This window comes from Pelagibius sp. Alg239-R121 (genome assembly GCF_947331435.1).
In the GTDB taxonomy this organism is placed as follows: Bacteria; Pseudomonadota; Alphaproteobacteria; order Kiloniellales; family Kiloniellaceae; genus Denitrobaculum.
This window is the reverse complement of sequence record NZ_CAMZOF010000010.1, coordinates 233322-257464: the sequence shown is the minus strand read 5'-3', so window position 1 is coordinate 257464 and position 24143 is coordinate 233322. Positions and strand designations below refer to the sequence as shown.

General features: G+C 55.2%; 28 protein-coding genes. 17 read left to right on the top strand and 11 right to left on the bottom strand.

Translation table 11 applies throughout. The features are described 5' to 3' along the window. Positions 1–41: 41 nt before the first annotated feature. Genes QMZ18_RS29220 through QMZ18_RS29210 form a run of 3 tightly spaced genes read right to left on the bottom strand, consistent with a single transcriptional unit; the run spans position 42 to position 2683 of the window. Entirely contained in the window at positions 42–851 is an 810-nt protein-coding gene (locus QMZ18_RS29220) for an ABC transporter permease (protein WP_282609936.1), read from the bottom strand. Beyond that, on the bottom strand, positions 844–1611 hold the full coding sequence (locus QMZ18_RS29215; protein ID WP_282609935.1) for an ABC transporter ATP-binding protein: 768 nt from the start codon (positions 1609–1611) through the stop codon (positions 844–846). The genes QMZ18_RS29220 and QMZ18_RS29215 overlap by 8 nt, the downstream gene beginning before the upstream one ends. Positions 1612–1660: 49 nt before the next feature. Further along, positions 1661–2683: an ABC transporter substrate-binding protein gene (locus tag QMZ18_RS29210; protein ID WP_322097399.1), complete on the bottom strand. Its 1023-nt coding sequence runs from the start codon at positions 2681–2683 to the stop codon at positions 1661–1663. A gap of 458 nt (positions 2684–3141) precedes the next feature. On the opposite strand from QMZ18_RS29210, the gene QMZ18_RS29205 reads away from it, so the two are divergent. Both QMZ18_RS29205 and QMZ18_RS29200 read left to right on the top strand, forming a co-directional pair. Next, positions 3142–4230 (top strand): lipid A deacylase LpxR family protein, encoded by a 1089-nt coding sequence (locus QMZ18_RS29205; RefSeq protein ID WP_282609934.1) that lies wholly within the window; start codon positions 3142–3144, stop codon positions 4228–4230. Between the two features lie 216 nt (positions 4231–4446). After that, positions 4447–4902: a response regulator gene (locus tag QMZ18_RS29200; RefSeq protein WP_282609933.1), complete on the top strand. Its 456-nt coding sequence runs from the start codon at positions 4447–4449 to the stop codon at positions 4900–4902. A gap of 40 nt (positions 4903–4942) precedes the next feature. Here QMZ18_RS29200 and QMZ18_RS29195 read toward each other — a convergent pair whose 3' ends face one another. Further along, a complete protein-coding gene (locus QMZ18_RS29195; protein WP_282609932.1) occupies positions 4943–6565 on the bottom strand; it encodes an ATP-binding protein in 1623 nt (540 codons plus the stop codon). A gap of 362 nt (positions 6566–6927) precedes the next feature. Between QMZ18_RS29195 and QMZ18_RS29190 the strand changes: the two genes are divergently transcribed. Both QMZ18_RS29190 and QMZ18_RS29185 read left to right on the top strand, forming a co-directional pair. After that, entirely contained in the window at positions 6928–7959 is a 1032-nt protein-coding gene (locus QMZ18_RS29190; RefSeq protein ID WP_282609931.1) for a rhodanese-related sulfurtransferase, read from the top strand. Then, positions 7956–8633, top strand: coding sequence for a glutathione S-transferase (locus tag QMZ18_RS29185; RefSeq protein ID WP_282609930.1), 678 nt, complete (start codon positions 7956–7958; stop codon positions 8631–8633). Before QMZ18_RS29190 ends, QMZ18_RS29185 begins: the two co-directional genes overlap by 4 nt. A gap of 10 nt (positions 8634–8643) precedes the next feature. Here the strand turns inward: QMZ18_RS29185 and QMZ18_RS29180 are convergent, their stop codons facing one another. Both QMZ18_RS29180 and QMZ18_RS29175 read right to left on the bottom strand, forming a co-directional pair. Then, positions 8644–9525, bottom strand: coding sequence for an SUMF1/EgtB/PvdO family nonheme iron enzyme (locus tag QMZ18_RS29180; RefSeq protein WP_282609929.1), 882 nt, complete (start codon positions 9523–9525; stop codon positions 8644–8646). A gap of 146 nt (positions 9526–9671) precedes the next feature. After that, positions 9672–10241, bottom strand: a complete 570-nt coding sequence (locus QMZ18_RS29175) for a TetR/AcrR family transcriptional regulator (protein WP_282609928.1) — start codon at positions 10239–10241, stop codon at positions 9672–9674. A gap of 270 nt (positions 10242–10511) precedes the next feature. On the opposite strand from QMZ18_RS29175, the gene QMZ18_RS29170 reads away from it, so the two are divergent. Beyond that, complete coding sequence (locus tag QMZ18_RS29170) at positions 10512–11072, top strand: DUF962 domain-containing protein (RefSeq protein ID WP_282609927.1); 561 nt, start codon at positions 10512–10514, stop codon at positions 11070–11072. 39 nt (positions 11073–11111) lie between these two features. On the opposite strand, the gene QMZ18_RS29165 is transcribed toward QMZ18_RS29170, so the two are convergent. Continuing rightward, on the bottom strand, positions 11112–11414 hold the full coding sequence (locus tag QMZ18_RS29165) for an SCP2 sterol-binding domain-containing protein (protein ID WP_282609926.1): 303 nt from the start codon (positions 11412–11414) through the stop codon (positions 11112–11114). A gap of 387 nt (positions 11415–11801) precedes the next feature. Here QMZ18_RS29165 and QMZ18_RS29160 point away from each other — a divergent pair, with 387 nt between their 5' ends. The 5 genes from QMZ18_RS29160 to QMZ18_RS29140 all read left to right on the top strand — a co-directional run bounded on the left by QMZ18_RS29160 (position 11802) and on the right by QMZ18_RS29140 (position 15140). After that, entirely contained in the window at positions 11802–12452 is a 651-nt protein-coding gene (locus QMZ18_RS29160) for a hypothetical protein (protein ID WP_282609925.1), read from the top strand. Between the two features lie 362 nt (positions 12453–12814). Beyond that, on the top strand, positions 12815–13165 hold the full coding sequence (locus QMZ18_RS29155) for an SH3-like domain-containing protein (RefSeq protein ID WP_282609923.1): 351 nt from the start codon (positions 12815–12817) through the stop codon (positions 13163–13165). Then, the gene (locus QMZ18_RS29150) at positions 13162–13491 is read left to right on the top strand and encodes an SH3-like domain-containing protein (RefSeq protein WP_282609922.1); all 330 of its coding nucleotides are present in this window, start codon (positions 13162–13164) and stop codon (positions 13489–13491) included. Before QMZ18_RS29155 ends, QMZ18_RS29150 begins: the two co-directional genes overlap by 4 nt. Then, positions 13484–14155, top strand: a complete 672-nt coding sequence (gene nthA / locus QMZ18_RS29145) for a nitrile hydratase subunit alpha (RefSeq protein ID WP_282609921.1) — start codon at positions 13484–13486, stop codon at positions 14153–14155. The genes QMZ18_RS29150 and nthA overlap by 8 nt, the downstream gene beginning before the upstream one ends. 142 nt (positions 14156–14297) lie before the next feature. After that, positions 14298–15140: an NAD(P)-dependent oxidoreductase gene (locus QMZ18_RS29140; protein ID WP_282609920.1), complete on the top strand. Its 843-nt coding sequence runs from the start codon at positions 14298–14300 to the stop codon at positions 15138–15140. A gap of 15 nt (positions 15141–15155) precedes the next feature. On the opposite strand, the gene QMZ18_RS29135 is transcribed toward QMZ18_RS29140, so the two are convergent. Next, on the bottom strand, positions 15156–15800 hold the full coding sequence (locus QMZ18_RS29135; RefSeq protein ID WP_282609919.1) for a TetR/AcrR family transcriptional regulator: 645 nt from the start codon (positions 15798–15800) through the stop codon (positions 15156–15158). A gap of 151 nt (positions 15801–15951) precedes the next feature. After that, positions 15952–17052, bottom strand: a complete 1101-nt coding sequence (gene pspF / locus QMZ18_RS29130) for a phage shock protein operon transcriptional activator (protein ID WP_282609918.1) — start codon at positions 17050–17052, stop codon at positions 15952–15954. Positions 17053–17254: 202 nt separating this feature from the next. Here pspF and QMZ18_RS29125 point away from each other — a divergent pair, with 202 nt between their 5' ends. The 5 genes from QMZ18_RS29125 (at position 17255) to QMZ18_RS29105 (ending at position 20353) form a co-directional block, all read left to right on the top strand. Further along, positions 17255–17461: a hypothetical protein gene (locus tag QMZ18_RS29125; protein WP_282609917.1), complete on the top strand. Its 207-nt coding sequence runs from the start codon at positions 17255–17257 to the stop codon at positions 17459–17461. A gap of 77 nt (positions 17462–17538) precedes the next feature. Next, on the top strand, positions 17539–18219 hold the full coding sequence (gene pspA, locus QMZ18_RS29120; protein WP_282609916.1) for a phage shock protein PspA: 681 nt from the start codon (positions 17539–17541) through the stop codon (positions 18217–18219). A 5-nt stretch (positions 18220–18224) separates the two neighbouring features. Beyond that, entirely contained in the window at positions 18225–18458 is a 234-nt protein-coding gene (gene pspB / locus QMZ18_RS29115) for an envelope stress response membrane protein PspB (protein WP_282609915.1), read from the top strand. Further along, a complete protein-coding gene (locus tag QMZ18_RS29110) occupies positions 18455–18904 on the top strand; it encodes a PspC domain-containing protein (protein ID WP_282609914.1) in 450 nt (149 codons plus the stop codon). Before pspB ends, QMZ18_RS29110 begins: the two co-directional genes overlap by 4 nt. 213 nt (positions 18905–19117) lie before the next feature. Continuing rightward, complete coding sequence (locus QMZ18_RS29105; protein WP_282609913.1) at positions 19118–20353, top strand: serine hydrolase; 1236 nt, start codon at positions 19118–19120, stop codon at positions 20351–20353. Positions 20354–20628: 275 nt separating this feature from the next. On the opposite strand, the gene QMZ18_RS29100 is transcribed toward QMZ18_RS29105, so the two are convergent. Beyond that, on the bottom strand, positions 20629–21384 hold the full coding sequence (locus tag QMZ18_RS29100) for a hypothetical protein (RefSeq protein WP_282609912.1): 756 nt from the start codon (positions 21382–21384) through the stop codon (positions 20629–20631). Positions 21385–21791: 407 nt separating this feature from the next. Here QMZ18_RS29100 and QMZ18_RS29095 point away from each other — a divergent pair, with 407 nt between their 5' ends. Next, positions 21792–22694 carry an EamA family transporter gene (locus QMZ18_RS29095; RefSeq protein WP_282609911.1) on the top strand — a complete coding sequence of 301 codons (903 nt, stop codon included), beginning with the start codon at positions 21792–21794 and terminating at the stop codon, positions 22692–22694. Between the two features lie 138 nt (positions 22695–22832). Beyond that, positions 22833–23522: a cytochrome b/b6 domain-containing protein gene (locus QMZ18_RS29090; protein WP_282609910.1), complete on the top strand. Its 690-nt coding sequence runs from the start codon at positions 22833–22835 to the stop codon at positions 23520–23522. Positions 23523–23603: 81 nt separating this feature from the next. Here QMZ18_RS29090 and QMZ18_RS29085 read toward each other — a convergent pair whose 3' ends face one another. Then, a complete protein-coding gene (locus tag QMZ18_RS29085) occupies positions 23604–24068 on the bottom strand; it encodes a cytochrome c (protein ID WP_282609909.1) in 465 nt (154 codons plus the stop codon). Positions 24069–24143: the final 75 nt, after the last annotated feature.

Here is a 24143-nt window from a genome sequence, read left to right as displayed (position 1 = left end):
GCGCTTCAGTGATAAATTAGCCTTCGTTAGAGGAGCGTAAATCATGTCCGCCAACCCAAAAGCCTGCGCTCGATGACCGTTATTATAGCGCTGACCAGTACGCCCAGAAGTGACAGGATGACGACTCCCGCAAAGAGCCTCTCTAAGTCGTAGAGCGATCCGGCTTCCAGAATGTAAGCACCGATTCCGAACTCTGCGCCCAGCATCTCGGCAGCAACCAGCAGGATGATTGCGATCGCCAGACTGATGCGGAGGCCTGACAGGATGCCGGGCATCGCACCCGGCAGCACAATCTTGCGGACGATCGATAGCCAAGAGAGTCCGAAACTCTGTCCCATGCGGATCAGCGTACGGTCGACGTTGTCGACAGCGCCATAAGTGGCCACGACGGTGGGAGTGAAAGTGCCAAAGGCGATCAGCGCGTATTTGGAGCCCTCATCGATGCCGAACCAGATTACGAAGAGGGGCAGGAGCGCGATTTTGGGAATGGGAAAAATCGCTGCAACCAAGGGAACAAGTCCGGCCCGAATATAAGAGAACAGACCGATCAGAATGCCGACGCTGACCCCGATGCTGGCCCCCAAGGCGGCGCCAATGGCCAATCGGCTGAGCGAGAGGCCGAGATGTTTCCACAAAAGGCCCGAACTATAGAGGTCCTGGAAGGTCTCCAGCACATCTGACGGCTTTGGTAGGGTCAACGCCGAAACAAAACCGGTCTGGGTGCCGACCTCAGCGGCGATGATGATCAGAGCGAAGACAATGGCACCGGTCCAGCGTCGCGATTTCGGAGCAAAGCCGCCGCCGCGGAAATCCACTCTTCGGGATTTTTTCTGCGCTGACTGGTCAGGCATCCAACAATTCCGCATCGGCGGCCCGGGCTTCATCGCGCATCAGAGTCCAGAGGTGTTTTTGCTGTGCCTCCAAATCTGCGTCGCCGAAACTCCGCTCCGCAAGGGGTTTGTCCAGGTGCACGATTTCTCTGATCCGCCCGGGTCGGCGCGAAAGCACCACGATGGAGTGGCCCAACCTCACGGCCTCAGCAAGGTTATGGGTGACATAGACGGCGGTGAAGGGCGTGCGGGTCCAGAGCGCAATGAGATCGTCCATCAGCAGTTCGCGTGTTTGGCTGTCCAGAGCGGAAAGCGGCTCGTCCATCAACATCACGGCCGGATTGACCGCCAAGGCGCGGGCGATGGCGACGCGTTGCTTCATACCTCCGGAAAGCTGCTTAGGAAGCGCCTTCGCAAAATCAGTCAGTTTCGTGCGGGCGAGAACATCGTCGATGATTGCGCGCGCTTGTGCGCCGCGGATGCCATGGTCCTCGATAACGAGGCTGATATTGCCTTCCACGCTGCGCCAGGGCAGGAGGGCAAAGTCCTGAAATATGTAGGTGAGGGGGTTCAGACAGTCGGACGATGGCTCTCCCATCTGCAGCACTTCGCCGCCCGTCGGACGTTCCAGCCCGCCGATGATCCGCAGTAAGGTGGATTTACCGCAGCCCGAGGGCCCGACAAGGCAGACAATTCGGCCCGAAGGGATCTCCAGGTCGATCCCCTGGAGGACCGCCATATCGCCGTAGCGGTGATCGATCTTATTAAGATGCAATTTCATTGAAGTTGTCGGGCGCGCGCCAGAGTCAAAGCACGCGCCCTGTGCCTGTTCAGGTCACCTTGACGTAGCTGCCGTCGATGAGCGTTTCCAGGGTAATCGACTGATCGACCAGTCCCTCGCTTTGGAACCATGCAAGCTGATCCGCAATGGAGGTCGCGTTCAGCGATGCACCCTGATTGATGCGCATGGATCCGTTGATGATGCTCTTGGCGGCCTTTTCGAGCGGACGGTCCGCGTAGACGTATTTATGGATCAACTCGACCATCGCATCCCTTGCAGACTCGTCCTGGCTCTTATCGACCATGGCTGCGTTGAAGTCCGATGCACCCTGGCTGAAGGCCTCGATAAAGGCGCCCGTTTGTGCCTTTTCATTGGCTGCGTTATTGCTTGAGGTAAAGACCGTAGTGACTTGATAATCGGGAATGTAATCTGCGACATCTCCGATAATCTTAACAGCACCCGCACCGCCAAGGCCCTTTGCGATGTGAGGCACGATCGACCAGGCGTCAACCTGCCCGGATTTCATCGCACCGATGATGGCGCCGACCTTCTGCAAGGGTTTGAATTTGACGCTGACACCTTCGGCGGCTGCGATCTTCGAGCCCATATAATGGAAGGACGAACCGGACTGCGTGACTGCGTAGGATTTGCCTTCCAGCTTGCTTGGCGCCGTGAGGCCGGCGTCGAAGGCGGCGTTCGATGCCAGGATCTTTTGGCCGTCGATACCCGCTTCCTCTGAGAGTGCGCCACCGATGATCTTGATTGCACCTTTCTGTGCCAGGGATATCAGACCACCGGAGACGGCGGTAACGGCATAGTCGATGTCGCCGGATGCGATTGCCACGGCCATCGGCTGCGCAGCCTGAAAGAACTTGAATTCCACATCAAGACCCGCATCAGCAAAATAGCCGCGCTCAAACGCGACGAAGCTTGCGGAATGGCTGGTAAAGCGTAGGGCGCCTACTTTGATTTTCTTGCTGTCGGAGGCTGCGAAGGAAGGTCTCGCGAGCGAGGTGGCGGCAGTGGCACCGCCCATCAACAGCAACGCCTTCCGGCGATTTAACTTTAACATGATCGTCTCCCTTAGGTATGCATCACCTGCTTGTTAAGGTGCTGCCTCAGGCTTGAATCGGCTTCAAGATTGTGGAATTGAAATCTCTTAGCAGGCTTTCTTGCAGCACATAGCGAGTCGGTGTTCTCGAAATTATGCGAATAATTAGGGGAAAGTCGCTGCGCGACAAGGTTTATCCCTATCGGCTGTCTCGTCTCGGTTCGCTTGAAAAGTCTGAGGCACTTGGCGCTGACAGCTTGCTGTAGGATCATGCACTGGGAAGATGTGTTGGATGAAGATTCTCATTCGGGTTTTCGACTTTCTAACCTTTTTCGCCTAACTGTACTTTGTTCAGCGCGAGAAAGGGCTGGAAAAGACCCCATTCCAAAAGCTACTCAGTGAAGAAGAAAAGCCCAAAAATCGCCTTTTTTTAATTGTTACTGATGTGCCACCATATCGCGGTTTTCGAGAATCGATTGATGTCTTTTGTGAAATTTTATAATATCTTACCCCTCATCCTTTGCCTCACTCTTCAGCCCGCCATTGCGCAAGCAGGGTCGGAACACGAAGCTGAAGGTGAGCCGAAAGCCGAGTCGGGTGCAGAGCCGAAGCCTGAGCGGGATGCCAAAGGCACCCTCAGTTTTGTTGCCGAAAACGATCTCTTCGGCAGTAGCCGGGACCGCCATTACACGCACGGATCCAAGATGTCATGGCTGTCGCCGCGTAACGGTGCGCCCGAGGTTGCTTATGATGTCGCTGGCTTCCTGCCGATGTTTCCCGAAGGTGGCAGCCTCAGGGTCTCTTATTCCGCGGGTCAAAGCATCTTCACGCCGGACGACATCCGCGATCCATCGCCGCCGGAAGACACGCGGCCCTATGCCGGTTGGCTGTATGCAGGTGTTGGCATTGTTTCAGAGAGTGACGATCAGATCGATTCCCTGGATCTCAACATCGGTATGGTCGGCCCAGCGTCCCTGGCCGAGAGAACACAGAAGACCTGGCATGAATTCATCGGATCTCCCGAACCATTGGGTTGGGGGACGCAGATCAAGAACGAACCGGGTATTCTCCTGACCTATGAGCGCAAGTGGCGTTCGCTGATCCAGTTCGACGAAGAGGATATCGGACTGCTTGGCTTGTGGCCGGGCCTGGGGATCGATGTTACGCCGCATATCGGCGGTGCGGTCGGAAATGTTCTGACCTATGGCGCTGCCGGTGCGACACTGCGGTTCGGGGAAGATTTACGAAACGACCTCGGCGGGCCTCAAAGAATTCGCCCAAGCCTGCCGGGCTCGGCCTATTTCGACCCGGTCGACCTTCTGGGCTGGTATCTTTTCGCGGGGGCGGAAGGCCGGGTCGTTGCACGCAATATTTTTCTGGACGGAAATACCTTCGAAGACAGCCGCGATGTCGATAAGGAAATTCTGGTGGGCGACCTGCAGTTCGGCGCAGCGGTTATCTTTCCTGTGGCCCGGATCGCCTACACTCACATTATTCGCTCCAAGGAATTCAAGTCCCAGGACAGTATCGATCAGTTTGGGGCCATCAGCGTATCCTTCCGGTTTTAGCGGTCCCGAAGATCCTAAGTCTGAGCCAACAGCCCTTTGCGCTTGGCCGTTCTCACGGATTGTTAAGAGTCAGCGGTTTAAATTGCAGGGTTGCCTATACAACCTAATGCGTGATTATCCGTGATCAAATTAAAGCGAAACGATCCGGCTCTAACCGTTGATTTTGATTAAGTATCTGGCTGAAGTGCCTGATTTTACGTGGTTTAGGATTGTCGAATGACCGTGCTTTCACGGGATGGCTGGGGAGCCCTATCGTTTCTAGTCGCAGATGATGCCGGCGTCATCCGGGCGATGATGGAGATGACATTGCTGGCTCTTGGGGCTGGTTCCGTCTCGATGGCTGCTGATGGCGAAGAAGCGCTCGACGTGCTCAAACAGAATCCCGTCGATATCGTGATTTCCGACCTCAATATGACTCCTGTTTCAGGATTGGAATTCCTGCGTTCTTTGCGTTCTGCTGAAGACCCCGAACTGGCAAAAACACCCGTTGTGGTGATGAGCGGTTACGGTGAACACGAAGTGAAGGACGAAATCCTGGCGGCCGGCGGTGACGCCTTCATGACCAAACCGGTCAAGCCTGGTGGAATTGAGGAACAGGTTGTGACGATCCTCGAATCCCAGGGGCGCCTGAATTCTCTGGTCCGTATGGCGTCGTCAGGCAAGGCAGCCTGAAAATTACCATAGCAAACGGTTTCAAATGTAACGAATGCACTTAGCGCTGTTGCCGGCGCCAGCGGTCGATAGACCGTTCGATCGTGTCCCGTGATGTTGAATCTTCCAACCAGGATTGTGCGAAGTTGGCGGTATCGCTTTGTGGCCGCTTGCGTTCTTCAAGATCGCTAAAGCGGATGCGGATCGGAACACGCACGCCTTCACCAACCACGACAGCCTCTTGCGTGCGCAATGAAGGAAGGCAGGAAAGCATGCCTGCTGCACTTTCCGGCAGGGCGCGTTCCACGAAATCCTGGTCCTGCTGGTTGCCCATCCTTAGGGCAAAGAGCGTATTGCATTGGGATAGGATCGTTTCGGCCAATTCCGACGGCCTCTGCGTGACAAGTCCGAGTGAGACACCGTACTTCCGGCCTTCTTTTGCGATGCGGGCGATGGCCTTTCGCGTCGGCCCGAAACCATCCTGCGGATCGCGGGGGATATAGCGGTGAGCCTCCTCGCAAATCATGAGGATCGGCGCTGAATCCTCCGGCGGGCTCCAGAGTGCGAAATCGAAAATGGTTCGGCACAGCAGCGAAACCACGACATCGACGATTTCTGAGGGAACGCCGGAGAGATCGAAGATGGAGACGGCGCGGCCTGACGTAGGAATACGCAGGATCCGCGACAGCACATCGGTCATGTTATCTTTGACCGTGAGGCCGGCAAACATGAACCCGAAGCGCCGGTCGTCGCGAAGGTCATTGATCCGCAGTTTGAGGCGCAGGTAGGGCGCCATTTGATCAGGCTTACCCAGATCGCCCATCGCTTCGTCAATGCGTTCGATCAACGCGCTCAGGCGATAGGGGACCGGCGTGTCGACGGTGAGAGTGCGGCTATCTTCCTCGTTCGACACAAAGGCGCGTTTTGCGTGGAGGATGGCGTCTTTCAGGATTGCCGATTCGCTGTCGCGGGCGTTTGTGTCCGGGCTGCAAAGTACTTCGATCATCTCCTCAAAATTCAACAGCCAGTACGGCAGCTGCAGGTCGGCGGGACGGATGATCTCGGCTTCCTCGCCAAAAGCCGGCCAATACTCATTATGCGGGTCGAGCAGAACGATGTGGCCATGCGGGTGGGCTTCCAGCACGGAATGCAGCACCACAGACAAGGCGCAGGATTTGCCTGACCCGGTCGTGCCAAGAATGGCAAAGTGCTTACCGAGCAGTTCGTTGGTCATGACATAGGCAGGAATACGTGAGTCCTGGTAGAGGCTGCCGATCACGACGTTCGAGGCATCGGGCCGGGCGTAGATCTTGCTCAGTTCAGCGTCGGTAGTGGAATAGAGGGGGGCTCCCAGCGTCGGGAAAACTGAAATCCCCCGCCGAAAATCCAGAACTGTGTCATCCTGCCCGTCCCAAGGCGTTTCGCCGAAAAGGTCGATTTCGACCAGGCGTTCCTGGTCCGGCCGCGGCGGGGAGGAAGCCTGCTGGGCATCCAACCTGTTGACGACACCAAAAGCGCTGGATCGCGGCGTATCGATGCGCACCAAAGCGCCGATCTGTACCGCTAGATCCACCTGTGCGGCATCCATAGGTGATCCGCTGCTCTCCGCAGTGACCAGTGTTGCCAATACTTTAGAGCCGACAATTGATGTTACGTAGCCGGCGAGAACTGCCTGATCAGACAATGGAGGGCTCCCACAGCATAAGGAATGAAAGTCCGCAGTATTCCAGCCTGCCGGTTAAGAAATAACTAGAGTGCGATCGCTCTGCAGAGAAACCGTGGAGAACGGCTGGCAATAAAAGCTTTGCGCTATTCGGTTCAATATCGAATAGAGTTTTCCCGTAGAGGGAGAATCAGGGTGCCATGAAACTGGCGCGGCATTTCGGCAGATGTTGCCCTCAAAAATAGCATAAATACGCTTCGACACAGACCAATGGGCGAGTAAGCACATTAATGTGCGCGCTGAGCTATATTTTTTTGGTTGGCTGCCCTGGGTTGTGGTAATCAGCACTGGCTTGCTTCTTAAAATATGTATGCATATGAAATATGTCTGACTTTGTCGTCGCCGCGCTCTACAAGTTTGCTCCGCTCCCCGACTTCGTGGCGCTGCGTGAACCTCTGGTCAAGATCTGCCGGCAAAATGCGGTCATGGGGACACTTCTGTTGGCGGAAGAGGGCCTCAACGGCACCATCGCCGGCACACGCACCGGTATCGATGCAGTCCTGGCATATTTAAGGGCGGATAGCCGTTTGTCCGACCTGGAGCACAAGGAAAGCCGTTCCGAGAAGATGCCGTTTCACCGGATGAAGGTGCGGCTGAAAAAGGAAATCGTGACATTGGGCGTGGCCGGTGTTGATCCGAACCGCAAAGTTGGCCATTACGTCCGGCCCGAAGATTGGAACGCCTTGATTTCAGATCCTGACGTTGTCGTGATCGATACCCGCAATGCCTACGAAGTGGGGATCGGGAGCTTCGAGGGCGCGCAGGACCCAAAGACCGAGAGCTTCCGTCAGTTTCCTGACTATGTGAACCACAATCTGGACCCAAAAAAGCATCGCAAGGTGGCCATGTTCTGTACGGGAGGTATCCGCTGCGAGAAAGCTTCCTCCTTTATGTTGGAACAGGGCTTCGATGAAGTTTATCACCTGAAGGGCGGGATCCTTAAGTATTTGGAATCAGTACCGGAGTCAGAGAGTCTTTGGAAAGGCGAATGCTTCGTCTTTGACGGCCGGGTCGCGGTGACCCACGGACTAAACGAAGGCAGCTATTCAGAATGCCGCAGTTGTAGAGCGCCGCTTTCGTCCGCTGACCGCAATTCACCGCTCTATGAACGTGGAATTTCCTGTTCATTTTGCTACCATGAACTGACCGATGAGAAGCGCGCGCGGAATCGCGAGCGTCAGCGGCAGGTTATGTTGGCCGCGGAGCGAAACGAAAGCCATTTTGGCCCGCATCCGAAGCCCGAGAGACGGGACCGGGTAGAGCCGCAAACACAGTCTTTGCTTCAATTTGGGGGCTCTTCTCAGGGTGCGGAGATTCGCAACCTGGAACAAAGCCCAGACCCGGAGGCGTCATGAATCTGCCGATTCTCTATAGTTTCAGACGTTGCCCCTATGCAATGCGGGCACGTATGGCTTTGGTGATCGCCAATATCGAGTGCGAATTGCGCGAAGTGGTCCTTCGGGACAAGCCTGTCTCCATGCTTGAAGTTTCTCCCAAGGGAACAGTGCCCGTCATGTTGCTGCCCGATGGCGAGGTTCTTGAAGAAAGCATGGATATCATTCATTGGGCCATGGAGCGCGCAAACATACGCCGCTGGTCCTGGCCACTGCAGGATCCGACCACGCGCGCCCCCGCCTATGGTCTGATCGAGGAAAATGACGGCCCGTTCAAATTCGCTTTGGATCGCTACAAATACGCCGGCCGATATCCTGAGCAGGACGCCAGTGTCTATCGGAGCTTGACCGAGCCGTTTCTCGACAAGCTGGAACTGCGCCTGACACATTCGCCCTATCTCTTCGGCAACGACCCTTCACTCGTCGATATCGCGATTTTTCCCTTTATACGTCAGTTCGCACGCGTCGATATGGAGTGGTTCGAAAGTACGTCTTATAGCGAACTTCGGCGCTGGTTGAGCGAACTGGAGACAGGCTCGTTGTTTAATTCGATCATGCGCAAGCACGATGCTTGGCATTCCGGTGATTCGGTCACTTACTTCCTGGAAGACGCGGTCGAGCAGGAAGCGGTTTAGCGATCATCTCTCAAAGATCGTGGACCAGACGAAAGCCTATCAATATGTGTTTCAGGTCTGCAGGGCGGGCGTGACGCGCGGACGACCTGCACACACCGCAGCCTTTGTCGTCCCAAGATCCGCCCTTGACCAGAAAGCGGCCCGGATTGCCCGGGCTTGAAGTCCATTCAAAAACCTGTCCGGCGGCGTCCTGCAGACCGTAAGGACTGTTGCCTGCGGGAAAACTGCCGACAGGCAGGGTATCGAAGGGGCCTTTATCGTGGCTGTTGAGATTCGTCGGATCGAAGCTGTTACCCCAGGGAAAGATTCGGCCTTCGGTGCCACGTGCGGCCTTTTCCCATTCGAGCTCGCTTGGCAGCCGCCAGGATTTACCGGATTTTCGTGATAGCCAGGCGGCGTAGGCCTGCGCATCGGCATGAGATACCAGCACGACCGGATGGTTCTCGCGCCCAACTGGCGGGTTCTCGTTCCGCCAGGCGTGCCGGCGCGTGCGCTCGTAGGGGTGGATCAGGCCATAACCGCTCCAAGTTTCTGGCGTTACTTCCGGTGCCCGGTGACCCGTATCGCGAACGAAGGCGGCGTATTGCGCATTGGTGATAGTGCTTTGCGTTATCGCGAACCCGTGTAGCGTTTTTTCCCCACGTGGCCGCTCACGGTCATACCAGCCGTTCTGTCGCGTGACGCTATGCCCGTACGCGGATTCGTCCAGACGATAACCCAATTCACGCTCGGCGGCGTCTGAACCGGCAATAAATCTGCCAGCGGGCACGTCAATCGTCGGTGGCGAGAATGAGTCGGCTTGGCTTTGCTGGCAGGCGGACAGCACGAGCGCGAGGAGCGCGCCCGGGAGCCATCGTGCGAAGGCCTTTGTGGCGGTATTCCTAAACGGCACTCAAATGGCTCCAATTGTTCCCATAGCAGAAGACAGTGTAACTGGCAGCCGGATCACCAGGGATCACATCTGCGCGCGCAGTGGGAGCCTGGCTGTTTTTTCTGAGCAAATGAAAAATGAGCGCTCGTTAGCTGCCGGAACCTATTTCACAGAATAGGCGAAATTGCGGAATCGGCGATGTTCTGAAGCAGCGGGCGTTCGGGACGGGAGCGGGACAAAACCCGCAGGCCAATGACGCTCGAAAGCATTGACTGAGCGGTCTTGCGGGCATCGACACCGGTGTTGATGCTACCGTCTCGCTGGCCGGCCTCGATGTTGTCGAAGAAGAAGGTTTCTATGCTCTGCAGGCTTTTTGCCACCGTCTCCCGCATGGCATCGTCGTGCATCTCAAGTTCGAGTGCCGTATTGACGATAAAGCAACCCCGAGTGCCGTTTTCCGCACAACCTTCGTCCACCAGCCTAGCGAACCAAGCCCTTATGGCTTGGGTTGGCGGGGCTTTGCTATCCATGCCCTTTTGTCGCCGTTCGTCGTAGCGCTCATATGCCAGGCGGAAAAGAGTCCGTTTGTCGCCGAAGGTACCGTAGAGGCTGCCGCGTTGAATCTGCATGGCTTCGACCAGGTCATGCACCGAGGTGCCGGCGAAGCCATGACTCCAGAAGGCAGTCATTGCACGCTCGAGTGCCTGTTCGATATCAAATTCTTTGGTTCGCGCCATAATCCACCTGCCACGCCGCCCGCGCAGCTCGCCGCCAAACTGTAATATTCTTTCAGGTAAGGCAATAGATGAATGGGCGCGAGAATTAGGTTGAGAACTTTCGCTCTATTGATCCGAAACAGGCCAGGAACCCGAATTGTTGAGTACCTATCGGCGACCGGCAGCAGCGGCGGTTTGGGAAGCCTATAGACTTTATCCGCCCGGCCTTTAAATTATGAGAGAGCGCCTGATCTGAGAGGATCCAGGGTGCGGGCGAAAGGAAGGCATGGAATGTCGATCAGTCTGTTTGAATCTCAGATGGCGATGTACACGACCTATCACAGAGATCCGCGCAATCGCATGACGCACTTCTTTGGTATACCGGCAATCGTGGTATCACTGCTCATTGTCCTGGCCCTTGTCCAGGTTCACGTGGCGGGTGTTGAGTTTTCGCTTGCCCTGGTGGTGGCAGCAGCCGTGTCGCTGCTCTGGGCGTGTCTCAACCTTGCGATTGGGTCGGCCATGCTGTTGTTCCTTTTACCATCCCTACTGTTCGCTGAATGGTTGGTGGCAAACCTGACGCCTGCCGTGGTGTGGAGCATATTTGCCGGTCTTTTTGTCGGCGGCTGGATTCTGCAGCTATGGGGGCATGTTTATGAGGGGCGTCGCCCAGCGCTGATCAGTAACCTTTTTCAGGCATTGATCGGGCCGATGTTTCTCGTTGCCGAGTTATTTTTTGCGCTAGGTCTGAAGCTGAAGTTAAAGCGAAAGATCGAAGAGATTATCGCGGAACGCTATCCCGATTATGTCGAGTCCGCTTCCGATGGTGCCGATTCGGCGCAGCCAATATAACGTCTTAACACAAGGCACGCAGCCGAGGTTGGACTGCCTTTAGCTCTCGAGCATGTTGCTGAGCTTCATTACCACGCCTTTCGATCCGCTGACCTTGATTTTACCGGTCATGAAAGCAAGCGTTGGGTCGAGACTACCGTTCATCAGCTTTTCAAGGTTTTCGCCGGTCAGGCCTACGGTGGCGTCGCTGTCTTCGTCGTCGTGACTGAAGATCGCTGGGGTTTCGGTTCCGTCCCACAAGATAACGCCGAGATCATTGATATCGAATTTCACGCGGTAGCCCAGCGGAAGGTTTTCCGAGGCCCGGCTTTTAATGAGACTGGTCAATTCCTCTAAAGTCACTCGGACGCTCCCTAAACGATCACCAACACAATCAACTTCAAACACACTAATGATGCTGTCTTGAAATTGAGTGAACCCCTGAACTTCACCCTAGATATAGTAAAAGTTCCTTTTTTACACCAGGGTCTGTTGCGCTTCCGCCGGCCGCCCGTGATTGGAGGTTTGATTTTCAGACCTGGAACACCCACATTAGCGCGGATGTTCGTTTACGATCATGTCGGTCAAGACGACTGTGCGATTGAGGCATAACCAAGGGCTCGGAACGCACGGCAATTACAAAAAAGCGTAGAGCTTTCACGGCTCAAGCTAAACCAACCGGCGCGTTGCCATAAGCCGGGGACAAGAAGTCAGAGGGAGGCAAGAGCCGGTATGTTGTGTTTTCGTCCAATGACCAAGCTGAGATGCTTGATCCTGGGATTCCTGCTTTTGCTTATTGCGGCACCAAGTTATGCCGAAGACGCGCCCATCAAGGATTTCTTCGGCGTCTTTGAGGGTGAGACGACATTCCTGACGGCCACCGGGGCCAAGAAGCGCGGCATGTCCGTTTCCATCAGTCCGGTTCCCAACGCGCTTGCGGACGGAGAGGGGGCGAGCATCGCGGGTGTCGCGGTGTCCTGGACGACTTTGACAAAGCGTGCAGACGGATCCTTTAAATCGAAAACCCACGATGCAGTTTTTGTTCCGGCCGATCGGGAGGAAACGATTTTCGTTGCAGTCGAGTCCAGCGGCGATACCGACGACATCGGTAATTCTGACGATGTTCAGGATCAGAAAGAGGCTGCTGCAGAAACCGAACCCGAAATTCCAACACCCCTTTTCCCGCGCGATCCGCGGGGGACCGCGCCGTATCTCTGGGGCCGGATCAAGGAGAAGACTTTCTCGATCTTTATCGTTGTCGTTGCCGAAGACGGCGGCTACGAGATCCAGATCTACGACCGGACGCTGACCGACGAGGGCATGACATTGGTCTATTCACGTGACCGTGCCGGCGAACACTTGAAACTGCTGGAGGCTTTCCTGACCCGCAAGGAGGGATAAACGCTTCGATTGAGCTGTTTTTTGCGAAAAAGCCCCGCCGGTTAAAGGGCGGGGCAGTTTCTCAAATAGAGCTCAAACTAGGGGTAGATTTGAGCAAGTCACTGAGTGTTGCACGGGAATGTCACCGAGAGTTTAAAGCCCGGATTTCGCTAAAAATAGACTTAAGTCCCCTTCAAAAACCGTCTTACAGGCTGAGCGCGCCAGCCCACTGGCGCAGCTGTGATCGGCCACGTGTTTTCGACTTCATGTTCTCCTGTTAAGCTGTATCTACTCTATCCGGTTCCGATTGATTGCGCGCGGTCTGGCGCTTGCAGGGATCAAACGGATCGAGCAGGTAACGGCGACAAAAGAGAAAGTTGGCTATGAGACGTCATCACGATATGGGAGGGCTCGATGCCGGCCCCGTGGAGCAAAATGAACACGACTACGCACCCTGGGAAAAGCGGGTCGACGCTATCCTGCGTCTGCTCTCGGCGCCCGGGCGGCGCATGATCACTGTCGATGAGCTACGCCGCGGCATCGAAGAGCTGGGGCCGGGTGCTTACGACGAAATGAGTTACTACGAGCGCTGGATCGCTTCCGTAACCAACAACCTCGTTGAAAAAGGTACGCTGACCGTTGAAGAACTGGGGCGCAAAATGGCTGAAGTCGAGGCTCGCTGGGATGCGGATCGGGCGGCGCATAAGAACAGCCAGGAAGAGAGGGCGCAATGACACACCGCTTTCCTATCGGCGCGAGAGTTTCGGTCTCGAGTTCGTTTCCGCCGGGGCATGTCCGCACACCCTTTTTCGTTCGCGGTAAAACCGGGATCGTTACTGAAGTCGCCGGCGAATTTCCTAATCCAGAAGAACTGGCCTATGGGCGCGATGGCCTTCCGGCGCGCACCCTGTTTCGAGTGACCTTCCTCCAGCAAGACCTTTGGCCCGACTATGCCGGCGGTGCCGGGGATACGACGGTTGTCGATATATTTGAACATTGGTTACAGGAAGCCGACGCCTCGGAAGGGGCGGCCGGAAAGGGAGAGCGCGCGCATGTCTGAGAATGGGAACGATCAACAGGACGGCGGCCACAGTCATGGTCACGCTCATGACCATTCGCATCGGCATCCTTTTCAACCGGATCTGGAGGATGGCGGTTACAGCTATTATCAGGTGATGACCGAAGCTGTGGCGGAGTTGCTTTTGGAGAAAGCCGTCATCACGTCGGAAGAGCTTCGAAAGACAGTTGAATCCATCGATTCCAAGTCACCTGCATTCGGTGCCCGCATGGTTGCCCGGGCGTGGGTAGATCCGGATTTTAAGGCGAGGATGCTTGATGATGTGATTGCCGCTGCTGACGAGCTGGGTATCGATGCCGGTGGTATTCCTATCAAAGCAATTGAGAATACCGACAGAGTTCACAACGTCATCGTTTGCACGCTGTGCTCGTGCTATCCACGTTTGCTGATCGGCCTGCCGCCGGACTGGTACAAAGCGCGTGCGTATCGGAGCCGGGTCGTTCGTGAACCGCGGGCCGTCCTCGAGGAGTTCGGAACCAGTATTCCAGATGATATGGAGGTCCGCGTGCACGACAGTACGGCCGACCTTCGCTATATGGTTCTGCCGGCACGCCCCAAAGGCACTGAAGCGTTGGACGAGGAGGCACTGGCGGCGCTTGTCACGCGCGACTGCATGATTGGAACGGCTGTTCCAAAGTCAAACTGACGAAGATGGAGGCAGCGCACTGTTGATTGATCGACAGCGTTGTAAAACGGGTCCATATTTCTGCCTTGGCGCCGTTGACGTGGTGATCATCCCACGTCGTCGCGCGCCGGGGCCGCTGGAGCGCTGAAAAGGACAAAACGATATGTCGGATCTCTCGGGGAAAACGCTTTTCATCTCAGGCGCCTCTCGAGGTATTGGCCTGGCAATTGCGAAGCGAGCCGCTCAGGACGGTGCCAACGTTGCGATCGCTGCCAAGACTGCGGAGCCGCACCCTAAGCTCCCCGGAACCATCTACTCGGCGGCTGAAGAGATAGAGGCTGCCGGTGGTCGGGCACTTCCTGTAATCTGCGACATCCGGCACGAAGATCAGGTGCAGGCGGCGGTCGCGCAGACAATTGAGACCTTCGGTGGCCTGGATATCTGCATCAACAACGCAAGCGCGATCCAGTTGACCTCCACATTGGACACCGACATGAAGCGTTACGATCTCATGCACGGGGTCAATACGCGCGGAACTTTTCTGGTTTCGAAAACCTGTATTCCTCACCTCAAAAAGGCACAAAACCCGCATGTTTTGAATTTGTCGCCGCCCTTGGATATGAAGCCGAAATGGTTCGGCGGCCACGTTGCCTACACCATGGCTAAATTCGGCATGTCCATGTGTGTCTTGGGTATGGCCGAGGAGTTCAGGAAGGACGGCATTGCCTTTAATGCACTATGGCCCAGAACCGCGATCCGAACGGCTGCTGTTCAAAATATCCTGGGCGGCGACGATGCCATGCGGCTTTGCCGCAATGTCGAGATTCTTGCTGACGCCGCGCACGTTATTCTGACTCGTCCATCCCGCGAGTTCACCGGCAACTTCTGTCTGGATGACTTGGTTCTGGCGTCAGCGGGAATTACCGATCTTTCCGGCTATGCCGATGTTCCTGACGATCAGCTTATGCCCGATTTCTTCGTCCCAGACGATATGCCGCCGCCGTAACGTTGAGCGTAATTGTCAGGATTCTGAAACTGGCCCAGCCGGTGAGGTGCTCACGCCGCCCCGCAACATGGCGAGGAACGTGCGGGCAATTTCTGCCGGCGACCGTCCGTCGGCCTTGTACCAGCGCGGGGCGTAGTTCAAGGCGCCGAGCAGGCTGAGGCGGAACAGGCTGCGGTCAACGGCGGGCGGTAGATTCAGGTCGTCGATCAGCTGCCGAAATACTTCTTCATAGCCATTCCGCTGATCGTTAAGCAATTTCTGCAGATCCGGGGAAACGCGCGAGATATCGGCTAAAACCACACCGGCGAAATCATCGGCCTCCAATATGGCTCCCATGTGCGCCGCGCAGGCGGCTTCGAGCCGAAGCCAGGGATCGCTTTCCTTCTCCATCGCCCGGCGGACGGATGTATTTATCTGCTTGAGCCCTTCGTCGTGAACCGCCGACATCAGGTCTTCCTTGGACAGGAAGTGATAGTAGATGGACCCCGCGAGGATCCCGGCCTCGCTCGCGATTTTACGCATGGAGGTCGCGGCATAGCCGTTCTCACGGAGTTGCCGTGCGGCTGCCGCTATGACCTGGGCACGCCGGTTATCGGAGCGCTGGAGCGTGGGGCTGCTTACAGCGGCAGTTGCTGAAGCCCGGCTTGATTTACTATCCATGTATCAGACTTTGATCACTGCTGCGACAGCAGTTGGTTCAACAAAAGAGGCCTTCGTCTCTTAGTGATAGAGTGCGGTCGCACTCCAGTTAATAAGCTCCTGCGATCTATTCCCTGACTCTCTCTATTCTTATAATGCTGCAGGCGGTCACTTAAACCGCTTTGTCTTTCAAATCCCGTCCGGCCTCGATCAAACCGTGTTTTTTCAAGGTATTCCGGAGTTGATGGTAGCTCAAGGAGAGATACGTTGCGGTCGCTTTCTGACTGTGACGGTTCCGAGCGAGCGCAGCCAGAAGCAGTTCCTTCTCGAAGTTCATGACTTTGCTTCTGAGGTCATAGGGGCCTTGCGGGTCCAAAACGGTCTGACTGTTGGTTTTCGAAGGTCCGGTCGCCGCTTGCCGCCCAGCAGCGTCTGTCTGCCCCGTGGGGCGGGTCTGCGACGCGTTGTCTGGGAGAGTGGTCCTGGCTGTTCCCGGCCGAAAAGGCGAGTCGAAGGGATCCAACAGCACTGTTGAGACCCTTTCCCCTTCGGTCCCATGGGATGTCGCGCGCTCAACAACATTCCTCAATTCACGGATATTGCCGGGCCAATGATGTGCTTCAAGCAGTTTCATGGCCGAATCGCTGAAACCCGGAAAGCTCTCCCAGCCGAGTTCCTGCGCCATGTTCCGGCCAAATAGAGTGCTGAGAATCGGGATGTCGCCGTCGCGGTGGCGAAGCGGGGGAAGAGTCACGACATCGAAAGCCAGTCGGTCGAGAAGGTCTTCCCGAAAACGGCCTTCGGCGGCCACCGAGGGCAGGTCGACGTTGGTGGCCCCCACGACGCGGACATCGACTTCCAGAGTCGTGCTTCCGCCAACTCGTTCCATTTGGCCATATTCGATTACCCGCAGGATCTTCTCTTGTACCGCCAGGCTTGCGTTGGCGATCTCATCCAGAAACAGAGTGCCCTGATGCGCCATTTCGAAACGACCGATACGCCGCTTGACCGCACCAGTGAAGGCGCCGGCCTCATAGCCGAACAATTCGGCTTCGATCAGGTTTTCGGCGAGTGCAGCACAGTTGAGCTTAATGAAGGGGGCATCCCAGCGGCTGGACAGGAAGTGAACCCTGGCAGCTGCCAGCTCTTTGCCGGTACCGCGTTCGCCCACAACAAGCACGGGCCTTTCCAGGGGCGCTACGCGGGAAAGATGTTCGATCGCCTCCAGAAATGCCCGGGATTGGCCAATTGGAGAAGGAAGCTCATGTTTCATAAATCAAGAATAGCAAAAATCGCTAAAAATTAGTAGAAAATATGATAATTCGATTAAAACGATACTTTTAGTGGCTTGATGTATGTTCTGAAATTTCCAAATTCGTTTTTAAAAACAATAGGTTATGCAAAATTTTTCAAACTGGCACGGTCTCTGCAGTGTAATTGGGCAATAGTCAATTATCGAAAGAGGGACATCCAGGATGTCATATCAGGATTATTCGAGCGGGTCAGATTACAGCACACGCCGCCGCTATTCGCGGCAGAGCGATCGCTACGGTGCCGACGACGACCTGCGCGGGCTTTGCCGCCGTACCTTGCGGCGGGCGAATGAGGCAATGACGCCGAGTGGAAGCAAGCATTGGATGATATTTGCTGCCGGTGTGGTTGTCGGCCTGATTCTCGGCTAGCTGTTCCTGATAAATCTGGTATCCGGTGCAGGAAACGGCCGGACGCAAAGCAAAAAGAAAATCTGTGGAGTGGATCAATGAGTATTTTTTCCCGTCTGACCGACATCATCAACTCTAACATCACCTCGATTCTGGATCGCGCCGAAGATCCCGCGAAGATCATTCGGCTGATCATTCAGGAGATGGAAGACACGCTTGTCGAGGTGAGGAGTGGTGCCGCGCGCAGTATTGCCGATAAGAAAGAGGTAGAGCGGAAGCTGGCAAAGCTTATCGATGCGCAATCGGAGTGGGAGCGGCGTGCTGAAATTGCCTTGATGAAAGGCCGGGAAGACCTTGCCAAAGGTGCGCTGCTTGAAAAAGCCAAGCTGATCGAAGCCATCGAGGTCATGAAGGAAGACCTGGAGCATATTGAAGAAGCGCTCCTGCGCGGCGATGAAGATATTGCAAAACTTCAGGCAAAGCTTGCCGAAGCCAAGGCGAAGCAAAAAGGTATGACGACACGGCACGACTCTGCCGCCTCGCGACTTAAAGTGCGCCAAACACTCTATGATGGACGTGTCGACGATGCTCTGGGCCGTTTCGAACAGTTGGAAAAGAAGCTGGACGAGGCAGAGGGAAGAGTGGAGTCTTTCGATGTAGGCCAGCGTAAAACCTTGGCGCAGGAAATAGTCGAACTCGAAGTTGAAGACGCGATCGATGCAGAGATGGCGGCCCTGAAGGACCGCATGGCCAAGAAGAGCGCGAAGAAAAAGGGATAAGGCCGATGGAGTTGGTAGAACTGCTTCGCACGCCCCTGATCATTTTCCTGGCCGTCGTTGCACCGGTTTGGATCGTGGTGCACTACTTCACTCGCTGGAGATCGGCAAAAACCTTGTCTCGCGATGACGAGCAAACCCTTTCTGAGCTATGGGATTCTGCCGCAAAGATGGAGGACCGGATCCATACTTTGGAGCAGATTCTCGATGCGGAGTCGCCAGGTTGGAGGTCCAGGCAATGAAGGACGCATGGCATCAGCCCTACCACGGCAGGCAGGGGACGTCGGGTGGGCAGCAGCAAGCCTACAGCCGGGTTCGTCTCTATCGCACGTCAGGCGGACAGGCGCGTCTCTTGGGAGTCTGCGGCGGAATTGCCAACTACTTCGGTATCTCCGCTTTCTGGATTCGTCTGGCAACGCTGATCAGCGGCGTTTTCTTTACGGTGCCGACGATCTCAGGGTACCTGCTCTTAACCCTTGTGCTGGACCGCGAGCCGGAAGACCTCTACGACAGTCCTGAGCAGGAGCAGTTCTGGCAATCAGTACACCGCGCACCTGCGCAGACACTCTCTAGTCTCGACAAAAAGTTCCGTTCCATGGAGCAGAGACTGCGTCGAATTGAGGCGCAGGTCACCTCGCCAGGCTATCGAATGGATCGCGATCTACGCGATTCCGGGCCAGGAGTTTAGAGGGCTGCAAAATTGAGGCTGGTTCACGCTTTTCACTAAAACAGTGAAAAACGATCAGACTCTAAAGTCCGATCGTTCTTGACGGAAGCGGTCAAGAACGAGATCCAACCTCAAGCAATACGAACAACAGCCTGAAGCTATTGGTCCGGCCGGATTCTAAGGCAGCTCAGCCGTAACACCACCGCAGTGTTCGCGAATGAGGAGGGTTCCTCTATGCCAAAATTTAAGTCTGTTGGGCGTTACGGGCGTCTATCCCTGCGCGTCGTTTTAATTGTTGTGTTCTGCACGCTGGCCTATCTGATGCTGACGGGACGGCAATTACTTTCGGAAGTCAGTGCTGAGCCTAGGCCGGTTGAAGTTGAAGGCTTAAGTGCGTCTGAGACGCGCCGCCTTGGGTGGGATCCCGTCCGCTTGCAAGCCGTGTTCGAATATACCGCGTCCCTAAGCACCGATAGCTTCGTTATTGTTTCGCAGGGCAGGCTGGTCGGAGCCTATGGCGATATCGAGCAGCCCTACCACCTTCATTCCATTCGCAAGGCATTGCTGAGTGCGCTGGTCGGTCAGCACCTTGGTGCCGGTACAGCGCAAATCAACCTGAACGATAACTTGCTGGAACTTGGGATTGATGATGCACCGCATCCGCTGACGCCTCTGCAAAAGACAGCAACAGTCCGGCACCTGCTTAAAAGTATGTCGGGGATCAATCACGCCGCCGCCGCGGAAGCAGGTTTGACGGCTGAAAAGAACCGCCGCCTTGGAAGGCAAGAGAACGTGCCCGGAACGATCTGGGCCTATAACAATTGGGACTACAATGCCCTGACGACGATATTCGAAACGCGGACCGGAATCGGTGTTGGGGAAGCCTTTGACATCGGGTTGGCGGAGCCCTTGGGAATGCAGGACTTTACGCGTGAGGACGTCTCTTACATAGAAGCACCTGAGCTGTCTCAACACAGGGCCGCCATGTTTCACATGTCGGCGCGTGACCTCGTCAGAATTGGCGAACTCTATCTCAACAGCGGCGTGATGAACGGCAACAGCGTTCTTCCTGAGTCTTGGGTTGATCGAGTTGCAGCCGATTTTATTGAGACGGGTGAAGTTGGCCTCAGAAGCGGGCATTCTTATCTCTGGTGGATTCCAGATCCGCAAAGCGGTCTGCCAGCCGGCACGTTCTGGGCCTGGGGATTCGGCCAGCAAGCACTTTTTGTTATACCCGCCTGGCAAACGGTGATCGTGCATCAATCCGATACGAAGGAGTTTCGGAAACGGTTTTTTGGGTTGATCCGGGACAAAGCTATGGAGCCACAAATGGCCTTGGAAAGACTTGCGCTATCCTGTCGAGAACAGAAGTTCAGAACGAGTGAGTTCTGTCTTGAGCATCGCTTCACTCTTAATCGCGAATTTGCCAAACTTATGTTGCTAGTTGCGAATGCGCGTCGAGAAAAATAAGCCGCCGCTAGGTTTTATATCTACCTGTAAATACTACGAAAAAAACGTCTTGAGCCTACCTGGAATTTTCGCCTGACGGCGGAATACAGTTTTCGCTTGAGTTCCCATTATGGTCTTTCCGGTTCTCGTGCCGCGTTGTTTTTATTCTATCTTGTTTTTCAATATTTTAGAGCTTGGTCGCTTGTCGTTCAATTATGCGGAACGCGAACCTGCATCACTAATGAAGTGGTAGTAGTGAATGCGCTCCAAGAAACCAGCCCGATCTAAGCCTGGCTCTAAGCGAACAAAGCCTCTTCCACTTTTGCCTGTTGGCGAAGCCACCATTGCATATCGGCAAGCAACTGATCCCGGTCCATCCAAAGAAGGCAGAATTCACAACTGCCCCTGAAGGAATTCAGCCATTCAACACCGGGTTCGATGTTGGTATATCCGTATCGGGCAGCGACGCCTTTTGCAGCTAGTTTGGGTTCGATAAAGCTGTAGGTGTAGCGCGTGTTCCAGCGGGTATAGGCCAATGCCCGTGATATGCGCGGCAGGAATCCGGATAGGCCCGTCCCACGATAGTCGGGGCGGTACCACGCGGCACCACTGAAGCAAACAGGTCCCGAAACCCGGGTACCCGAAGGCGCTTCGCAAATTGCCAGTTCTTCCGGGAACATGGCGGCATCCGGATGCTCGTAGGCAAGTCTCAGCGATTCGTATTCGGCTTTGAAATGGGTCCCGGTCCAATCGTAGAAGCGCGCGCATTGCGTTGCGACGATGTCCCCATGGCGATCCCGCCCCGAAATCCAGAAGGATGTCTCGGGAGTCATGCTGTTGACTCGTGGATCGTACATCGGCGTGAGGGGATACCACGAATCTGTCTGCGTTTTATTGAAGGCAAGTAGAGCCTCAAAATCATGCTCGATCGTGAGTTGGAGTTTGTGGTCGTCCGCAGTTTCCTCGGCTGCCGCAAAGAAGCGGTCGAGGAGCTTCAAAGGCCCGAATTCGAGATTGATCTGTGTGCGGATGTTGTTGGTACCTGTTGTCATGATTTTCTCCTTTGAGTTTAGGCTCGATATTTCTATTTTCGAGCTGCATAGAAACTTATTCTGCTATTTTGGCGAGAGTAAGAGTGTTTCTTGGTAGAAAACTATGAAAAAAAACACGCATAGAGAGATAAAGATTTGTGAAGTTACTTTGAGAGACTCGCGGTCTCGTTTGTAAAAGAAAGTGAAGACAGCTGCTTTTCAGTGTCAGCTATTGATTGCAACGCCATACGCCAACGGGCAGTCTTCGCGCATTCACTTGAGGGCGGCTGTTCTTGATTGAAGTGATCAGCAACGTGAGCCGCTCTCTAACCTGTTGAAAATAAATCTGATTCACGCTTGCCTTAGGGGCTGAGAAGACCGGTCAAGCGCACGTGCGCCGTCAGTTTAGGAGTTGGGAAAAGTCCTCTATGGAAGCCTGGGTTGCGATCACCATTGCTGCGGCATTCCTGCAAAACCTCCGGTCAGCCCTGCAGAAGCATATGAAGGAGCGTGTGTCGACATCCGGCGCGACCTACGCACGTTTCTGTTTTGCTTTTCCTTTTGCAATTCTCTATGCCGCCGGACTGACAACTATCGGTGGATTTGAGACGCCATCACCGGGCCTTTCATTCTGGGCTTATGCAGCGATGGGCGGTGCGGCTCAGATTTTTGCTACCGCGCTGCTGGTATCGTTGTTTTCTTTAAGGAATTTTGCGGTCGGCACCGCCTATTCCAAAACGGAAACCGTTCAGACAGCTTTGATTGGTATTGTCATTCTCAGCGACCCTTTAAGCTTGGCGGCAGTGCTGGGAATTCTGATCAGTCTGGCTGGTGTCTTTGCGCTGTCGCTGGCGAAGGGGGCGTTCGATCTCAAGACGTTGTTGTTCAGCTGGTTCAAGAAAACGGCATTGATCGGGATTGCGTCAGGGACTTTTTTCGGAATCTCAGCGGTATCCTATCGGGCCGCTTCCCTGTCACTGGGCGGGGAGGGGGTAATCATTCAGGCCGCTTTCACATTGGCCTGTGTGACGGTTATGCAAACCCTGGCAATGTCGATCTATCTGCGCTTGCGCGAACCCGGTCAGATCACGGCCGTCATCAGAACCTGGCGGGTCGCTTTGGGGGTGGGGCTGAGCGGTATGTTGGCGTCGGCCTGCTGGTTCACGGCCATGACTCTGCAGAATGCCGCATATGTCAGGGCGTTGGGGCAGGTCGAGTTGGTTTTCACCTTTGCCGCCTCCTACTTCTTCTTTCGCGAACGTCCAAATATCGTCGAAGTGGTGGGTATCGTTCTGTTGATAGGGGGCGTGCTTGTTCTACTCTTGGGGTAAAGCTAGACACCCACAATGCTTCTTTAGGCATCTGTCATGCCATGTTCTGGCGCAAAGAAAAGGGACGGTTGGTTAAACTCATCGTTCCTGCTTACTTGCTGTCGTACCGTGCGGCAGATTGAAAGGCTGTGAATTGCAATGAAGGACGACGTGAAGGCTGCTGCCGAGACTTCCAAATCCACATTGGTCTGGGATATGCCGACGCGGCTGTTCCACTGGTGTCTTGTGCTGCTGGTAGGGACTTCCTGGTTGACAGGTGAACTGGGTGAAATGGATTGGCATATGCGTTCGGGTTTTGCCATCCTGACTCTGGTGTTGTTTCGTCTTCTTTGGGGCGTGTTCGGCAGCACGACCGCGCGCTTTGCGCAGTTTGTCAAACCACCGGCCGCAGCTGTGCACTATGCACGGGATTTGATCTCGGGAAAGGCACGCACCTACCTCGGGCATAACCCGCTGGGTGGCTGGATGGTTGTGCTGTTGTTGTCGTTGTTGTTGTTTCAGACCGGCACGGGTCTCTTCGCCAACGATGATATCTTTACCGAGGGACCACTCTATCATCTTGTGACGAAGTCCACGTCGGACTGGCTTACGGTGATTCACAAAACCCTGTTCGATGCCTTGCTGATCTGTGTCGGACTCCATGTCGCGGCTGCGATCTTTTATCTCGTCGTAAAGAAAGACAACCTGATCCTGCCGATGATCAACGGCCGAAAATCCGGGCATGGTGCCGATTCTGGATTCTCGTTTGTTCTGCGCAGTTCCTTTATTGCACTCTTAAGCCTGGCGGCCGCTGCGGCGGCGGTTTGGGCAATTGTAACCCTTGTATGAATGCCGAATTCGGGTAGAGGCGAGGAAAAGAATGGGGCGCGTTCGTTGACCGCGCCCCAGTGATTATCCGTCGTCCAGATTTTACTTGTCGCGGTTGGCGTCGTGACAACCTTTGCAGGTCTTGCCGACGGCACCGAGCTGCTTGCCGGCTGCTTCCATGTCGCCACTGGCCGCTAGGTCAGCCAACTTAGTCGCCTCGGTCTCGAGGGCTTTCAAGCCTGCCGAGAACTTGTCCCAGTCTTTCCAGATATTGGCATTGGAGGTGGTTTTCTCGCTGCCCTTGCCATGGGTATCCTGTTTGAAAGCCGCTGGTGCCAGGGTCGCCGCTGCGGCGATCCCACGGGCGTGTGCGGCAAGCGCATCTTTGTGCTCGACCTGCCCTTTGATGATCAATGCGGACGCCTTCATGTTGCCGCCGACCGTACCCATCAATGCCTTACGATACTGAATCGCTGCATCGGGCTCCGTCTCCGCCCAGACGCTGCCGGCAAGCAATACACTGCCGGCAAGTGCCGATACGCCGATAATGCTTTTAAAAATGTTCATTACTCTCCCTCCAAATATTTCCAACCTCACGAAAAACCGCCCGCGAATCTACGCCGGCTAAACAACAACACTTGG

Excerpts from the sequence above, each read along its gene's own strand:
- QMZ18_RS29090 (WP_282609910.1), top strand. The coding sequence starts at position 22,833 with ATGAAGGACGACGTGAAGGCTGCTGCCGAGACTTCCAAATCCACATTG.
- QMZ18_RS29140 (WP_282609920.1), top strand. The coding sequence starts at position 14,298 with ATGTCGGATCTCTCGGGGAAAACGCTTTTCATCTCAGGCGCCTCTCGA.
- QMZ18_RS29105 (WP_282609913.1), top strand. The coding sequence starts at position 19,118 with ATGCCAAAATTTAAGTCTGTTGGGCGTTACGGGCGTCTATCCCTGCGC.
- QMZ18_RS29160 (WP_282609925.1), top strand. The coding sequence starts at position 11,802 with ATGACCAAGCTGAGATGCTTGATCCTGGGATTCCTGCTTTTGCTTATT.
- QMZ18_RS29205 (WP_282609934.1), top strand. The coding sequence starts at position 3,142 with ATGTCTTTTGTGAAATTTTATAATATCTTACCCCTCATCCTTTGCCTC.
- QMZ18_RS29200 (WP_282609933.1), top strand. The coding sequence starts at position 4,447 with ATGACCGTGCTTTCACGGGATGGCTGGGGAGCCCTATCGTTTCTAGTC.
- QMZ18_RS29185 (WP_282609930.1), top strand. The coding sequence starts at position 7,956 with ATGAATCTGCCGATTCTCTATAGTTTCAGACGTTGCCCCTATGCAATG.
- QMZ18_RS29125 (WP_282609917.1), top strand. The coding sequence starts at position 17,255 with ATGTCATATCAGGATTATTCGAGCGGGTCAGATTACAGCACACGCCGC.
- QMZ18_RS29155 (WP_282609923.1), top strand. The coding sequence starts at position 12,815 with ATGAGACGTCATCACGATATGGGAGGGCTCGATGCCGGCCCCGTGGAG.
- pspF (WP_282609918.1), bottom strand. The coding sequence starts at position 17,052 with ATGAAACATGAGCTTCCTTCTCCAATTGGCCAATCCCGGGCATTTCTG.
- QMZ18_RS29220 (WP_282609936.1), bottom strand. The coding sequence starts at position 851 with ATGCCTGACCAGTCAGCGCAGAAAAAATCCCGAAGAGTGGATTTCCGC.
- nthA (WP_282609921.1), top strand. The coding sequence starts at position 13,484 with ATGTCTGAGAATGGGAACGATCAACAGGACGGCGGCCACAGTCATGGT.
- QMZ18_RS29135 (WP_282609919.1), bottom strand. The coding sequence starts at position 15,800 with ATGGATAGTAAATCAAGCCGGGCTTCAGCAACTGCCGCTGTAAGCAGC.
- QMZ18_RS29085 (WP_282609909.1), bottom strand. The coding sequence starts at position 24,068 with ATGAACATTTTTAAAAGCATTATCGGCGTATCGGCACTTGCCGGCAGT.
- pspB (WP_282609915.1), top strand. The coding sequence starts at position 18,225 with ATGGAGTTGGTAGAACTGCTTCGCACGCCCCTGATCATTTTCCTGGCC.
- pspA (WP_282609916.1), top strand. The coding sequence starts at position 17,539 with ATGAGTATTTTTTCCCGTCTGACCGACATCATCAACTCTAACATCACC.
- QMZ18_RS29150 (WP_282609922.1), top strand. The coding sequence starts at position 13,162 with ATGACACACCGCTTTCCTATCGGCGCGAGAGTTTCGGTCTCGAGTTCG.
- QMZ18_RS29215 (WP_282609935.1), bottom strand. The coding sequence starts at position 1,611 with ATGAAATTGCATCTTAATAAGATCGATCACCGCTACGGCGATATGGCG.
- QMZ18_RS29100 (WP_282609912.1), bottom strand. The coding sequence starts at position 21,384 with ATGACAACAGGTACCAACAACATCCGCACACAGATCAATCTCGAATTC.
- QMZ18_RS29110 (WP_282609914.1), top strand. The coding sequence starts at position 18,455 with ATGAAGGACGCATGGCATCAGCCCTACCACGGCAGGCAGGGGACGTCG.
- QMZ18_RS29095 (WP_282609911.1), top strand. The coding sequence starts at position 21,792 with ATGGAAGCCTGGGTTGCGATCACCATTGCTGCGGCATTCCTGCAAAAC.
- QMZ18_RS29190 (WP_282609931.1), top strand. The coding sequence starts at position 6,928 with ATGTCTGACTTTGTCGTCGCCGCGCTCTACAAGTTTGCTCCGCTCCCC.
- QMZ18_RS29210 (WP_322097399.1), bottom strand. The coding sequence starts at position 2,683 with ATGTTAAAGTTAAATCGCCGGAAGGCGTTGCTGTTGATGGGCGGTGCC.
- QMZ18_RS29175 (WP_282609928.1), bottom strand. The coding sequence starts at position 10,241 with ATGGCGCGAACCAAAGAATTTGATATCGAACAGGCACTCGAGCGTGCA.
- QMZ18_RS29170 (WP_282609927.1), top strand. The coding sequence starts at position 10,512 with ATGTCGATCAGTCTGTTTGAATCTCAGATGGCGATGTACACGACCTAT.